At 66.5% G+C, this 13538-nt stretch carries 11 protein-coding genes and 1 pseudogene; 5 read left to right on the top strand and 7 right to left on the bottom strand.

Annotated elements, in window-relative coordinates; translation table 11 throughout:
- Position 1 precedes the first annotated feature (1 nt).
- Positions 2 to 1189: an acyltransferase family protein gene (locus ACZ1I2_RS09725; RefSeq protein WP_465174262.1), complete on the bottom strand. Its 1188-nt coding sequence runs from the start codon at positions 1187 to 1189 to the stop codon at positions 2 to 4.
- Positions 1190 to 1252: 63 nt separating this feature from the next.
- Between ACZ1I2_RS09725 and ACZ1I2_RS09730 the strand changes: the two genes are divergently transcribed.
- Positions 1253 to 2683 carry a hypothetical protein gene (locus ACZ1I2_RS09730; RefSeq protein ID WP_465174261.1) on the top strand — a complete coding sequence of 477 codons (1431 nt, stop codon included), beginning with the start codon at positions 1253 to 1255 and terminating at the stop codon, positions 2681 to 2683.
- A gap of 13 nt (positions 2684 to 2696) precedes the next feature.
- Here the strand turns inward: ACZ1I2_RS09730 and ACZ1I2_RS09735 are convergent, their stop codons facing one another.
- From ACZ1I2_RS09735 to ACZ1I2_RS09745, 3 genes and pseudogenes are all read right to left on the bottom strand, one after another.
- Entirely contained in the window at positions 2697 to 3701 is a 1005-nt protein-coding gene (locus tag ACZ1I2_RS09735) for an alpha/beta hydrolase (RefSeq protein WP_465181657.1), read from the bottom strand.
- 141 nt (positions 3702 to 3842) lie between these two features.
- Positions 3843 to 5027: pseudogene (gene tuf / locus ACZ1I2_RS09740) on the bottom strand (elongation factor Tu); the annotation flags it as partial.
- A gap of 419 nt (positions 5028 to 5446) precedes the next feature.
- Positions 5447 to 6031 (bottom strand): TetR/AcrR family transcriptional regulator, encoded by a 585-nt coding sequence (locus tag ACZ1I2_RS09745; protein ID WP_465174260.1) that lies wholly within the window; start codon positions 6029 to 6031, stop codon positions 5447 to 5449.
- Between the two features lie 28 nt (positions 6032 to 6059).
- On the opposite strand from ACZ1I2_RS09745, the gene ACZ1I2_RS09750 reads away from it, so the two are divergent.
- The gene (locus ACZ1I2_RS09750; protein ID WP_465174259.1) at positions 6060 to 6668 is read left to right on the top strand and encodes a hypothetical protein; all 609 of its coding nucleotides are present in this window, start codon (positions 6060 to 6062) and stop codon (positions 6666 to 6668) included.
- Positions 6669 to 6716: 48 nt separating this feature from the next.
- Positions 6717 to 7088 (top strand): hypothetical protein, encoded by a 372-nt coding sequence (locus ACZ1I2_RS09755; RefSeq protein WP_465174258.1) that lies wholly within the window; start codon positions 6717 to 6719, stop codon positions 7086 to 7088.
- A 316-nt stretch (positions 7089 to 7404) separates the two neighbouring features.
- Here ACZ1I2_RS09755 and ACZ1I2_RS09760 read toward each other — a convergent pair whose 3' ends face one another.
- On the bottom strand, positions 7405 to 7863 hold the full coding sequence (locus ACZ1I2_RS09760) for a GFA family protein (protein WP_465174257.1): 459 nt from the start codon (positions 7861 to 7863) through the stop codon (positions 7405 to 7407).
- A gap of 74 nt (positions 7864 to 7937) precedes the next feature.
- On the opposite strand from ACZ1I2_RS09760, the gene ACZ1I2_RS09765 reads away from it, so the two are divergent.
- Positions 7938 to 8399: an MAPEG family protein gene (locus tag ACZ1I2_RS09765; protein ID WP_465174256.1), complete on the top strand. Its 462-nt coding sequence runs from the start codon at positions 7938 to 7940 to the stop codon at positions 8397 to 8399.
- A gap of 36 nt (positions 8400 to 8435) precedes the next feature.
- Here ACZ1I2_RS09765 and ACZ1I2_RS09770 read toward each other — a convergent pair whose 3' ends face one another.
- Both ACZ1I2_RS09770 and ACZ1I2_RS09775 read right to left on the bottom strand, forming a co-directional pair.
- Positions 8436 to 8897 carry a bactofilin family protein gene (locus ACZ1I2_RS09770; RefSeq protein ID WP_465174255.1) on the bottom strand — a complete coding sequence of 154 codons (462 nt, stop codon included), beginning with the start codon at positions 8895 to 8897 and terminating at the stop codon, positions 8436 to 8438.
- 81 nt (positions 8898 to 8978) lie between these two features.
- On the bottom strand, positions 8979 to 10130 hold the full coding sequence (locus tag ACZ1I2_RS09775) for a hypothetical protein (protein WP_465174254.1): 1152 nt from the start codon (positions 10128 to 10130) through the stop codon (positions 8979 to 8981).
- Positions 10131 to 10271: 141 nt separating this feature from the next.
- Between ACZ1I2_RS09775 and ACZ1I2_RS09780 the strand changes: the two genes are divergently transcribed.
- Positions 10272 to 13466 (top strand): bifunctional cytochrome P450/NADPH--P450 reductase, encoded by a 3195-nt coding sequence (locus tag ACZ1I2_RS09780; protein ID WP_465174253.1) that lies wholly within the window; start codon positions 10272 to 10274, stop codon positions 13464 to 13466.
- The last annotated feature ends 72 nt before the right edge of the window (positions 13467 to 13538 follow it).

Raw genomic sequence — 13538 nt, forward strand, 5'->3', positions numbered from 1 at the left:
CTCACGCTGACGGGCGTCGCTGCCGCGGCGCCCGGATCGTGTAGCGTTCCACCAGATGGAAGAAGAGCAGCGCAAAGCCGATGGCGATCCCGGCGCATGCAAAGGCGTAGAGGATCGATGCCGACCGGTACGCGCCGGTCGCCGCGTTGATCATGTGGAATACGGGTAAATGCGTCGCGTACAGCGAATAGCTGGCGACGCCGATAAGGTAGAAAGCCCGCACGCCGATGGTGTCGCGGCGGCACAGATAGCCGATCGCGGGTATCGCGACGCCGACGAGCCCGGCGGCGCCGACCGCGAGGAACAGGGGACTCCACCCGAAGGAGCCGCGTAGCTGCAGGACGATGCCGATGAGGAGCGCGGCGATCCACCCGGCATGCCACGGCCGCCCGCGCAACGCCGGCGCCCGGCCGGCCTTAATTTCCGCGAGATAGGCGCCGGCGGTCCAGAGGAACAAATGGCTGGTGAAAAGGGGACTCCCGCCGCGCGCGTGGACGAAGACCCGGGACAGATCGAATGCCCAGTACGCGCAGGCGGTCACCACGCTTATCCCGGCGGCCGCGGCGAGCGCCTTGCGGGGGCCATATCGGCGGAACAACAGGAACATGACGGGATAGAAGAGATACAGATGGAACTCGATCGACAATGTCCAGAAGACACCGTTCGAGCCGAAGTTGCCGACGAACAATTCCTGCGCCATCAGCAGGTTGAAGACGAAACTCGCCAGGTTCGCGTTGATCCACGCCGATGGCGATTGCCCCTGCTGAGACGCATAATCGACGATCGCCGTGAGCAGCATGGCCCCGACATAGACGGGGTAGATGCGCAGGAACCGGCGCTTGTAGAACTGGCCGACATTCAGCGTCGTCACGGGCGACGCCTGCAATTTCGCGGCGAATCCAAGATGGATGCAATAGCCGCTGAGCACGAAGAAGATCGGCACGCCCAGCCAGCCCAGCGAAAATATGCCCGAGCCATAGGACAGCCAGACATCCGGTCGGACCGTATGCAAGCCATAGGTCGCATAAACGTCGCGCAGGCCGACCCAGAATTCGGCCCGCGCATGATAGAGGACGACCGCAAGCGCGGCGAGCGCACGCAGGACGTCAATCGAATGCGAGCGGTCTATACCCGCTTCCACCAGCGTGGGTGGCGCTGACATCGCATCGCTGCCATCAACGTCGGTCAACAGAATCCCCATTTCCTCAGCCCATCGATGGAGCCGGCTGGTGCGTCAAGTAAGGATGATGGCATGCGCGACCGCGATGGCGAAACGATCAGTGAACGCCACGCCGCGACGATCATCGCGGCGGGGGCGGCCCTTCTCTGTGCCGCGACGCTGGCCCTTTGGTGGCCGGGCGTCGTCGAATATGATTCGGTCGAACAATATCGCCAGGTCCTGAGCGGTATCTATCTGGACTGGCACCCGCCGGTCATGGCGCGGCTCTGGGCGGTGCTGCATCCGTTGGGGCAGGGCGCGGCCCCGATGTTCGAGCTCCAGCTCATGCTCTACTGGCTCGGCCTCGGCCTGCTGGCGGCGGCGCTGGCGCGGACCGGCAGGGCATGGGCAGGCGCAGCGGTGCTCGCCATGGGCGCTCTCCCGCTCTTCGCCGGATGGCAGGCAGCCGTGCTGAAGGATACCCAGATGCTCGGCGCGATGCTCGCCGCGGTCGGGCTGGTCGGCTGGTGGCGGCTGGCGGGGCTTCGGATGCCGGTCCCGGCCATCATCGCCATGGTCCTGTTGCTGGCTTATGCGACGCTGGTGCGCGCCAATGCCGTCTTCGCGGTAGTGCCGCTGGTGGTGATGCTCGCGCCCTGGCCCACGCGCCTCTGGCAGCGCGGCCTCGCAATCGTCGCGGGAGTCCTCATGGTGCTGGCCGTCACGCCGCCGATCAACCACGGCCTGCTCGGTGCCGGGCAGACCGAGGTCACCCGGACCCTGCCGATCTTCGATCTGGCCGGCATCGCGCATTTCTCCGCGGCCGACGATCTCCCGCCGGCGGAACGCGCCCTGATCGGGCGCCGCCATTGCTACCAGCCCTATTTCTGGGATCCGCTCGGCGACGACAGCCGCTGCGGCAGCATCGCCCAGCGTCTCGATCTCGTGCCCGCACGCACGCTCGTCACCCTGTGGCTGGGGTCGGCGCTCCACCATCCCATCGCCTATCTCGAACACCGCCTCGCGCACCTGAATTCGACCGAGCGCCTGTTCGTGCCGCCGGGCAGGCCCGATGCCGCGCCGCCGCTCCGGTCGGAGCCGAACGATCTCGGCCTCGACTCTCCCGGCCCGGCCGCCGCGGCGATCGCGCGGGCAGGGGGCTGGCTGGCCGAGACTCCGCTTGGCTGGCCCATCGCCTGGGTCGTCGTGGCTGCGACGGCGCTGGGCGTCGCGATCGGCCGGCCGGTGAGCCCATCCCGCGACATCGCGCTGGCGCTCGCCGTCTCCGCGCTGGCGCTCGAGGCGAGCTTCGCCATGGTCAGCATTGCGTCCGACCTGCGCTATCACCTGTGGCCGATGATGGCGGCGGCACTCGCGGCGATCCTGCTGGCCGGCGAACGACCGCTGCCGCGCCGGACGTTGGTGCTGGGCGGTGCGATCCTCATCGCGGTGGTCGGCGCAGGGACCGCCGCGCGGGTGTCGCTCCCGCGCAGTCCCGGCACCTATCAGGGCATGCTGGGCTGAACGGCGCCGGGCCTCACTCCGCGAACCGCCACCAGCGGGGAGGATCGGCATCCTCCGGCATGCCGCGCAGCTCGACCAGGCGTCTGTTCGGCGGTCGCCAATGCGAGCTGATCAGCAGGCCGATGTCGTTCAGGATGGACCGGCTCGACGCATAGGCGCCGTGGCCGAGGCCGAAGATCTCGGCACCCACGGCGGTGATGTCGATCGCATCCACGCCATCGACCAGCAACGGCTGGCCTTCGCGCACATCGCCCGCGCGCTGGACGTTGCGCCGGAGCCGCTTGGACAGGGTGAGCGCCTTGTCGGCGGAAGAGGCGTAGAGCGTAAGCCCCGGCACCACCTTGCACAGCTTGGGCATCTTCTTGAGGTAGGCGTCGCGGTCGACATCCGGCGCCGCCATCATCAGTTCCGCGATCGAGAGCGGCGTCGCCGCATGATCGTGCCGTTCGAGCGCGTTGACGACGAGCTGATTGCCCATGCTGTGCGCGATGACATGGATCCGCGAGATGCCGGCATCGAGCAGATGGGCGAGCGTCTCGCAAAACGCATCCTCGCCGTGATCGGCGCTGTCATAGTCATAGCCATAATCGGCGGTCCGCCCGCCCGAGGCCCAGGAGAAGAGCAGCGGAACGCCCTTATATTGGAGGTCCCAGAAAATCTGGGCGGCGCGGTACACCGCATCGGGGAAACTGGTATTGAAGCCATGGACGAAGACCAGCGCGTCTTCCCCGCCATGGCCCCGCGCCATGCCCTTCCAGGCATCGAGCGACAGTTCCTCGACGCTGTTGATGATGAAATGCTTGCGCGCCTTTTCACGCTCGATCGTGATCTGGACGATCGGCAGCTTGAACGGCCGGCCGAGTGTCCCGAAATGGCGATCCTCGGGCACGCGCACCTGGGCAACGCCATAGCTCGTCGTCTCGGCGCGCTCGTGCGAGAAATACTCAGCGCCCTCCAGGTCGTGCTTCCGGCAGGTGGCGAAGAGAAAGTTGATGAAGCGGCCTTCGCGGCCGAGCATCGGCTGATCGTCATCGGCCGCGGCGAGCACTTCGTCGTCAAGCCCGTCCTCGACGATCGGCGCTTCCGCGGGATCGCCCTCCGGCCGGAGTCCGAAACGCCCGGGATTGCGAACGCCCGGCGCGGGCGCGGGCGCGAAGGCGCTGATGCCGGTGATGACGCCCGCGCCGACGGTGCGGCCGCCTTCGCGCATGGTGAAGCGCTGGCCCAGGTCCATGGCGATCGGCGCGATGAGCTTGACGCCCAGCGCGACGGTCTCGCCCGGCACGACCATCTCGGTGCCCTCGGGCAGCTCGACGGTGCCGGTCACGTCCGTGGTACGGAAGTAGAATTGCGGACGATAGTTGGCGAAGAACGGCGTGTGACGGCCACCCTCGTCCTTCGACAGCACATACACTTCCGACTGGAAGTCGGTGTGCGGCTTGATCGAGCCCGGCTTGCAGAGAACCTGGCCACGCTCGACCTCGTCGCGGCTGACACCGCGCAGCAACAGGCCGACATTGTCGCCGGCCTGGCCCCGGTCGAGCAGCTTGCGGAACATCTCGACGCCGGTGACGATGGTCTTGCGGGTGTCGTGGATGCCGACGATCTCGACGTCCTCGCCGACCTCGATCATGCCGGTCTCGATCCGGCCGGTGACGACGGTGCCGCGACCCGAGATCGAGAACACGTCCTCGATCGGCATCATGAACGGCTTGTCGAGCGGACGCTCGGGCTGCGGGAGGTACGCGTCGACCGCCGCCATCAGCTTGAGCACGGCATCGCCACCGATCCTGTCGTCCGATCCGTCGAGCGCCTTGGTTGCCGAACCCCGGATCACCGGGATCTCGTCGCCCGGATAGTCGTAGGAGCTTAGCAGCGCGCGAATTTCCAGCTCGACCAGCTCGAGGATTTCCTCGTCGTCGACCAGGTCGACCTTGTTCAGGAACACGACCATCGCCGGCACGCCGACCTGGCGGGCGAGCAGGATGTGCTCGCGGGTCTGCGGCATCGGGCCGTCGATGGCGGATACGACCAGGATCGCGCCGTCCATCTGCGCGGCACCGGTGATCATGTTCTTCACATAATCGGCGTGGCCCGGGCAATCGACATGCGCATAGTGGCGCGCGGTCGTCTCATACTCGACGTGTGCGGTCGAGATGGTGATGCCGCGCTCGCGCTCCTCCGGCGCTTTGTCGATCGCGTCGTAGCTGGTGAAGGTGGCGCCGCCAGTCTCGGCGAGCACCTTGGTGATCGCCGCCGTCAGCGACGTCTTGCCATGGTCGACATGGCCGATCGTGCCGATGTTGAAATGCGGCTTCGCGCGTTCGACCTTCGCCTTCGCCATTTCCTACCCCATACAAGCACGTCGCATGCTGATGCGGCGCTGGCCGCCGGATTCGACCCACGGGACCGATTACCAAGCGATACCGGTGATTCGTAACGATGCCCAAGGATTCCGCTTGGCGATTTGCGCCATTTCCCGCGCGATCGCCTTGGTGACAAACCTGCCGTCATGCTGAACTCGTTTCAGCATCCAACGCTCCACAAGCGATGGCATTGGTTGTTGCACATTGGATGCTGAAACGAGTTCGGCATGACAGAATTCATTACATATGGAACGACCTTCAATTCCGGACCACTAGTGGCCGGGCTGTTGGTCAACGACCGCCCGAAGTCGGGACTGCCTCTGCGTGCTCCGCGCCTCTGCGCGAATATCATCTTGGCGCCCCGAGCGCCGCCGAAGGTCGATCGGCGCGGGCCCCATCAATCAGGCGTCGGCGCCAGCAGCCCCAGCGCCAGACGCCGATACGCCGCCCTGACCGCGGCACTCGTCACGGCAGGATCGTCCGACGCGGCGATCTGGAGCACGCCCTGCCGGAACGCACCCGAGAGAAGGTGCGCCAGCGCCGGGACCATCTCCCGCTCGATCAGCCCGGCATCGGCAACATGGTGCAGCGCATGCTCGCCCAGTTCGATCCGCAGCCGGCTCTGCATCGCAATCCATTCGCTCATGCCAAGCACCGCCGGTCCGTCGATCAACAGCAATTGCCGCGTCTCGCGCCCCTCATAGGCATCGAACAGGATGCCGCTGCCGGTCACGATCTCGTCGACGCTGTGAGTGGCATGGTCCATCGTGCCCCGCGTCACATGGCCGACGATCTCGTCGATCACGGCCTGGCAGGCGGCACGGAACAGGTCGCGCTTGTCCTTGAACTGATAATAGACCGCGCCCTTGGTCAGCCCCGCGCACGCCGCGATCTCGTCGACCGACACCGCCGCATAGCCCCGCTCCGCAAACAGCGCGCGTGCCGCGCCGACCAGTTTCGCGCGATTGTCGATTGACTCCATACTCTCGGTATGATGACATACCGCCGGTATGACAAGGCCCGCTTTCTCCCCGCCGGTCGCCATCGGCATCGCCACCCTGCTGGGGCTGGCCATCGTGGCGGGCGCGTTTCAGGCGCATGGCGGCTGGACCTATGATGGCGCCGCCGCGGCTGCCCGGCTGACGGCCCGCGCGTCCTTTCTGTGGTTCGTCACGGCCTGGTCGGCGTCGGCGCTGGCGCGGTTATGGCCGGGCGGCTGGCGGGCGGCGCTGCTTCGCCGCCGCCGTTCGGTCGGGCTGGCCTTCGCGGCGACTCATACCGTGCATCTCGCCGCCCTGCTCACCGCGATCTTCCTGTTCGGCCATGGCACGAAGATGGTGACCGTGATCGGCGGGGGGATCGGCTATCTGTTCGTCTTCGCCATGGCGATCACCTCGAACGACGTTGCGGTCCGCCGCCTCGGCCCGCGCCGCTGGCGCCTGCTCCACGCGACCGGCGGCTATGTCATCGCCGCGATCTTCGCCTTCTCCTATCTCGGCCGCGTGCCGGCTCAGCCATGGCTCGGCGTGCCGACGCTCTCGCTGCTCGGCTTTGCCGCGCTGCTGAGGGTCCTGGCCTGGGCACGCCGGCGAGATCGCGGCAGCGCCCTTCCGGCTTAGGGGCCGTCGAGCGTCTCCGGCCGGGGGAGCCGATATCATCCCCGCACGTTGACGTTCTTTCCGGAAGAGACGCACGCGATGCCCCATGACAGCATGATCGTTACCTGCGCCGGCCCCGATAGCCCCCATGCGTTCGACATCGTCCCGCTGCAGCCGCGCAACGGCACGCTCGATGCGCTGTGCCCGGTCTGCAAGGGGCATGGGCAGTGGAATGTCGAGATCGATCTGGTGAGTTTCCGCTGCAAGCGCGCGATCTGCGATCATTGCCATGGTGCCGGCTGGGTCGAAACGGGCGCGGACCCGGTCGTCCTTCCCGATATCGAGATGACGGTCGGCGGCTATCCGCAATGGACCACACGCTTTGCGCCAAAGGAGGATGGGGCGCGGGATCCCGGTCTGCCGAGCCTGATCCAGCCCTGATCGCTGCCCGCTTGATTCAACCATCGCCGAAAATCGTGAACATGGCGCGGCGGAACCCTCGCCGGTGCCGCTGGCTCTTTGATATGACTGGTCAGCTGTTGGAGGGAGGCCGGTTCCCTGTTCGGGACGATATTTTCCCTGTTCCGAGCATCGCGTTCCCTGTTCTCGATAACAGGGAAACCTCAATCAAGCATTTGATAAAAAATGAGACTTTTACGAATACCGCGGCGATCCGGCGCAAATGAAAATGCTTTCCCTGTTATTCGCTGTTATCGGCGCGGAACAGCGATGAACCCGGTCCGTCCTGTTGGAGCGTTCAGCCGACGCCAGCGGCATAGTCGGCGAGCAGTGCCGGATAATCCGCCATGTCCGGGAACATGTCGTAGCTGTGTTTCGCCGAGGTCGCCGCCCAGGGAAACGCTTCGCTGCGATAGGTCTCGATGAACGGCGCGAACCAGTGCGTATCGTCGAGCATCGTCGCCCGGACATTGACGAAACCCAGTTCCGGCGGAAGGCGGGTGAACACCCAGCTCTTGCACCAGTCGCAATGATGGTGGCGCGACTGGTCGCCGTGCAGCCCGCCGATCACGGGTTCGCCCTGGATCACCTCGAACCCGTCGCTCGGCACCGCGGCGCTCAGCGAATAGGCGCTGGCGCTCATCTTCTGGCAGCCGGTGCAGTGACACGCCATGGTCAGCATGGGCGGCGCGGAGACGCGGAAGCGCAGCTTCCCGCAGCGGCATCCGCCTTCCATCGGCAGGGTCATCCCGGTCATTATCGCTCTCCCGTTCATGCTGGACTCCGCTGTCCTGCCACGGGCACAACCGTCGCAAAAGGGGGAGAAGGTGCATGCCGTTCGCGATATTGTGGCCGACCTTCGCGCTGGTGGCGCTGATCGTCCTCATCTGGTTCTGGCTCATGCTGGAGCGGATGCGCCATGTGCGGCGCAATCCTCCGACGGCGGAGGATTTCGCCAGCGGAGAGGCCGCGCTCCGCTATTTCCAGCCGGTCGAGATGCCCGCGAACAATTTCCGCAACCTGTTCGAGATGCCGACACTCTATTTCGCGATCGTGCCGCTGCTGCTGATCACGCACCAGGCCAGCCACGTCCAGGTGCTGCTCGCCTGGGCCTATGTTGTCCTCAGGGCTCTCCACAGCTTTATCCACATCGTGGTGCGCAAGGTGCAGTTGCGCGCGCCGGTCTATTGGCTGTCCAGCGCCGCGTTGATGGCGATGTGGATCGGCTTCGCCATCGACATCGCGCACGCGTCGGCCCGCTATCGGGACGCGATGGGCAATATCGGCATGTGAGGAAAAGGGGCGGCTTGGGAGCCGCCCCGGGAAGGGTCAGGCCGCCGCGCCGTTCGAGGCGACCAGGCTGATCTCCGGCGCGCCCCGCTCGAAATTGCGGGCGCCGGGGGAGAGATGCTTCAGGTGGCCGTCGATCGACGCGCCATTCTCGATCGAGATCGTCTCATATTCCACGTCGCCGTTGATCCGCGCGCTCCGCTCGACAGTAAGCTGGCGTACCGAGACGGAGCCCTCGATCGATCCGGCGATGCGCGCGGTCTCGGCCTTGAGCGATCCGGTGATGTGGCTTTCGGTCCCCTGCACGACGTTGCCGCAGGTCACGTCCCCGTCGATGCGCCCGTCGATATGCAGGTCGGCGGTCGCCACGACATTGCCGGTGACGGTGACGTCCGGCCCGAGCACCGAAAACATGCCGCGCTTGCCCGCTGACGCCTGCGTTGCCGGCGTCGACGGCACCGTCATTCCCTGATCGCGACCATTCTTGTTGAACATCGACATTCGAGTGAACCCCCCACTTCCGAACCCTGCGAATCGACTGGATAGCTAACATACGTTACCGTTTTGCCGCAGCGTCGATCGTCAGACCGCCCGCGCCATAAGGCGATTTTCGTTAACGGACGGTGTGAGCAGCGGACGGGCGAGCCGGATGGTCGCGACGATCATCGCCACGCTCCCCAGCATGACCAGTCCGGCGATGCCGCTCAGATAACCGAACAGCGCCAGGGTCGAGCCCGCCTGCACCAGAATCGCGATGGTCTGGCTCGGCTTGTCGCGGCACACCAGCGCCAGGCACAGCGCCAGCACGTCCGCCAGGAAGAAATATCGCTCATGCATGCGCGGCAACAGCCCGGCGGTGACGAGCGTCGCCAGCAGGGCGGCCGACAGCAGCGCCCTGTCGTCGAGCGCCCGGGTCGAGAAGCGCGCGATATAGGCCGCGGTCCCGCCGATCGCCACGGCGGTGGCGATGCCGGCCAGCGGCAGGCCGATCGGAAAGGCCTGCAGGATCGCCCAGATATTGGGCGCATTGAACGACAGCATCTGAAACGTGTCGGCCTGGCGGAGATAGATGGTGACGAGGTCGGCCGCCGGCCATCCCGCCGCCCAGGCCGGCACCATGGTCGCCAGGGTGACCGCGGGGGCGATCGGCCAGAGCCATGGCGGCACGCGGCGGCCGATCAGCACGGCGAGAAAGAAGGGCGCGATCAGGATCGCCTGTGCCTTGAAGGCCACCGCCAGGCCGAACCAGGCGAGCATGGCGGCGTGGCGACGGTCCAGCGCGGCGGCAACCGCCATCACGCAAGGGGCCGCCCACATCGCGTCGCACTGGCCCAGCAGGGTCGCGTTGAGCAGGATGCTCGGCATCGCGAAGAGCAGTATGGTGGCCCGGACCGGCTGCAACGCGTCGAACCGGGTCAGCAGATGCCGCACGGCCAGGGCGAGCGCCACGGTGCCGGCGACTGACAGGAGCTTGATCAGGGTCATCGCCGGCAACACGCCCGAAAACAGGCTGAGCGCGGCGAGCAGGTAGAGATAGGCGGGGGCGTAGTTGGAAAAGGGCTGCGCGAACGACGCGACCGGCCCGGTGGCGACGATATGGTCGAACCAGGGGAGCAGATAGGCCGGCATGTCACTGGTGACGAGCGGCATCGTCACCCACAGCATCGTCAGCGCCACACCGATCGTCAGCGGGATCGGCGGCAAGCGGGAAATGGGGTCGCGCAGCATCGTCATATGGCCTCCTTGCGCGAGCGCTGGTTGAGGCCGGGTTAAGGACGGTCGCATCGGCTGCTTCCCCGGTTGCGCCCGGGCTCCGGCTGTGTTCCACTGTCGATCAACGACAAGCGCCCTGGAGCACAGGGGGAAGGTGGGAGGATGGCGACAGCTGCGGTCGAGCGGCCGGTGATTCCGTCGCCACCGGGCCTGCCCGTGGTCGGGCACCTCCACCAGATCGCGCGCGCCGGGCTGATCGGCCATCTGCTCGCCGTCAGCCGCGATTTTCCGCAAGGCATCTTCAAGCTGAAATTCGGCAGCCGTATCGGGCTGTTCGTGACCTCGCCCGATCTCGTCGCCGAGCTGTGCGACGAGACGCGCTTCCGCAAGATGCCCGGGCCGGGCCTGCGCGTGGTGCGCAAATTCGCCGGGGACGGCCTGTTCACCGCGTTCAGCGAGGAACCCAACTGGGGCAAGGCGCACCGCATTCTGCTGCCTGCCTTCAGCCAGCGCGCGATGCGCGGCTATTTCGACATGATGCTCGAAGTGGCGGACCAGCTTGTCGGCAAATGGTCGCGGCTCTCCGGCACGGACGTGCTCGTCGCCGACGACATGACGCGCTTCACGCTCGACTCCATCGCGGTCGCGGGCTTCGGTCACCGCTTCAACAGCTTCGAGAAGGAGGAACTCGACAGCTTCCTCGAAGCGCTGGGCCGGGCGCTCGGCGAATCGCTCAACATGATCACCCGGCTGCCGATCCAGCAGCGCTTCGCGAAGAAGGCGATGCGCCAGTACGAGGCCGACATCGCCGAGATGAACGCGCTGGTCGACGGCATCATCGCCGAACGCCGGCTCCATCCCAATGACGGCAAGGACCTGCTCAACCTGATGCTGAGCGCGGTCGACCCTGAGACGGGCGAGGGGCTCGACGATATCAACATCCGCTATCAGGTGCTGACCTTCCTGATCGCCGGGCATGAGACGACCTCGGGCCTTCTTACCTTCTCGCAGCACCTGCTGCTGCGCCATCCGCATGTGCTGGCCCAGGCCTATGCCGAGGTCGACCGCGTCCTGCCCGGCGACAAGCGCCCCGATTATACCGATGTGGTGAAGCTCGAAGTGATCGAGCGCATCCTGAAGGAAGCGATGCGCCTCTGGCCGACCGCGCCGGCCTTCAGCGTCGCGCCGTTCGAGGATGTCGTGATCGGCGGCAAATGGCACCTGCGCAAGGATCGCCCGGTCAACGTCTTCTCGCCCGGCCTGCACCGCGATCCGGGCGTCTGGACCGACCCTGAGGAGTTCGACATCGACCGCTGGCTGCCCGAGGCCGAGGCCGCACGGCATCCGCATGCCTACAAGCCGTTCGGCAATGGCGAGCGCGCCTGTATCGGCCGGCAGTTCGCCATGGTCGAGGCAAAGCTCGCACTGGCGATGCTGCTGCAAAAGTTCGCGATCAGCGATCCTCATGCCTACAAGCTGCGCATCAAGGAGACGCTCTCGATCAAGCCGGACGACTTCTACATGCGTGTCCGGCTGCGCATGCCGCATGAGCGCCTGAGCGTTGCCCCGGTCGAGCAGCACGTCGAGGAAACGCCCGTCGCCTCGGTCTCCGGCACCGGCCAGCGTTTCGCGGTGCTCTACGGCTCGAGCCTCGGCACCGCGCGCGACATCGCCGAGGAGATCGCCGAGCGCGCCAATCTCGACGGGTTCGAGACGATCGTTCGCTCGATGGACGAAAGCTTCAAGGGCGGCGCCGCGCCCGAGGACAAGGTGATCGTCATCGTCACCGCCACCTATAATGGCCGTGCCCCCGATACCGCGCTGGCGGTCGAGAAGGCGCTCGATGGCGGCGCGTTCGAAGGCGCCGACTGGACCGGCGCGCGCTTCGCCGTGCTCGGCATCGGCAACAGCCAATGGCCCAACTACCAGATCTTCCCCAAGCGCATCGACGCCGCGATCGAGGCGACCGGCGCGAGCCGCCTGTTGCCCCGCGCAGAGGCCGACGGGCAGGGCGATTTCGACGGCGCGGTCGCCGGCTTCGTGCGCGACCTGTGGAAGGCGCTGGGCAGCGACGCCGCGCCGAGCGAGTCCGTCTCGACGCTTTCGCTCCAGCCGATCGACACCTCGGCCGCCCGCGCCGCCGCGCTGCCCGAACATGCCCAGCAGCTCGAGATCGTCGCCAATGACGAGATGATCCGGCCCGCCGATGGCCTGTGGGATTTCACGAAGGAACCGCCACGTCCCTCGACCCGCTTCATCCGCATCCGCCTGCCGCAGGGCCAGCACTACCACACCGGCGATCACATCGCGGTCTACGCCCATAACCGCCCCGAGCTGGTCGAGCGCGCGATCGACCGGCTCGGCCTCAAGGGTTCGACCCAGCTGCGCGTGGACGGGCAGGGCGGCCGCTTCCGCCATTTGCCGCTCGGCCAGACGGTGACGGTGCGGCAATTGCTCACCGATTTCGTCGAGCTGTCGGACCCGTTGCCCAAGCGCGCGCTCGCGGTGATCGCGGGACAGACGCGGTGCCCCAACACCAGGCGCGAACTGGCCCGCCTGGAAGACACCTTCGATACCGAGGTCGCCGGCAAGCGCCTCAGCCTGCTCGACCTGCTGGAGCAGCATCCTGCCGCCGAGCTGTCGCTCGATTCCCTGGTCGAACTGTCGGCGGCGATCTCGCCGCGCTTCTATTCGATCGCCTCGAGCCCTTTGGTCTCGCCCGAGGTCGCCGAGTTGATCGTCGGCACCATGGCCGCACCAGCCTGGTCTGGTCTCGGCGAGCATCGCGGTTTCGCCTCGGGCTATATGCAGGGCGTGGCGCCGGGCGATCAGGTGTTCGGCTATGTCCGCCGCCCCAATCCACCCTTCGCGCCGCCCGCTGACCCGAGCGTGCCGATGATCCTGATCGGTTCCGGCACCGGCTTCGCGCCCTTGCGCGGTTTCATCCAGGAACGCGCCGCGCAGAAAGCGGCGGGCGAAGATGTCGCGACCAGCCTGCTCTTCTTCGGCTGCCGCCATCCCGATCACGACTGGTTCTGCCGCGAGGAGATCGAGGCCTGGGCGAGGGACGGGGTGATCGCCCCCTATCTCGCCTTCTCCGCCGTCGACACCCACCCCTGGAAATTCGTCCAGGACGCGCTGTGGGCCGAGCAGGAGCGGGTCTGGGCCGCGCTCAGCGCCGGCGCGCAGATCTTCCTGTGCGGCGACGGTCGTTTCATGGCCCCGGCCGTGCGCGACACGCTGATTCGCATCCAGATGCAACAGGCCGGCGACGAGCACGCGCAAGGCTCGGCATGGCTCGAAGAACTGATCGAGGACGGACGCTTCCACCAGGACGTGTTCGGCTTCGGGAAATAGAATTCCTCCCCGAGCTTGCTCGGGGAGGGGGACCATTCGCTTCTTCAGCGAATGGTGGAGGGGCTTGGAGCG

Source organism: Sphingomonas sp. BL-S-29 (assembly GCF_055521495.1).

Excerpts from the sequence above, each read along its gene's own strand:
- ACZ1I2_RS09730 (WP_465174261.1), top strand. The coding sequence starts at position 1,253 with ATGCGCGACCGCGATGGCGAAACGATCAGTGAACGCCACGCCGCGACG.
- ACZ1I2_RS09735 (WP_465181657.1), bottom strand. The coding sequence starts at position 3,701 with ATGCTCGGCCGCGAAGGCCGCTTCATCAACTTTCTCTTCGCCACCTGC.
- ACZ1I2_RS09745 (WP_465174260.1), bottom strand. The coding sequence starts at position 6,031 with ATGGAGTCAATCGACAATCGCGCGAAACTGGTCGGCGCGGCACGCGCG.
- ACZ1I2_RS09750 (WP_465174259.1), top strand. The coding sequence starts at position 6,060 with ATGACAAGGCCCGCTTTCTCCCCGCCGGTCGCCATCGGCATCGCCACC.
- ACZ1I2_RS09760 (WP_465174257.1), bottom strand. The coding sequence starts at position 7,863 with ATGACCGGGATGACCCTGCCGATGGAAGGCGGATGCCGCTGCGGGAAG.
- ACZ1I2_RS09765 (WP_465174256.1), top strand. The coding sequence starts at position 7,938 with ATGCCGTTCGCGATATTGTGGCCGACCTTCGCGCTGGTGGCGCTGATC.
- ACZ1I2_RS09770 (WP_465174255.1), bottom strand. The coding sequence starts at position 8,897 with ATGTCGATGTTCAACAAGAATGGTCGCGATCAGGGAATGACGGTGCCG.
- ACZ1I2_RS09775 (WP_465174254.1), bottom strand. The coding sequence starts at position 10,130 with ATGACGATGCTGCGCGACCCCATTTCCCGCTTGCCGCCGATCCCGCTG.
- ACZ1I2_RS09780 (WP_465174253.1), top strand. The coding sequence starts at position 10,272 with ATGGCGACAGCTGCGGTCGAGCGGCCGGTGATTCCGTCGCCACCGGGC.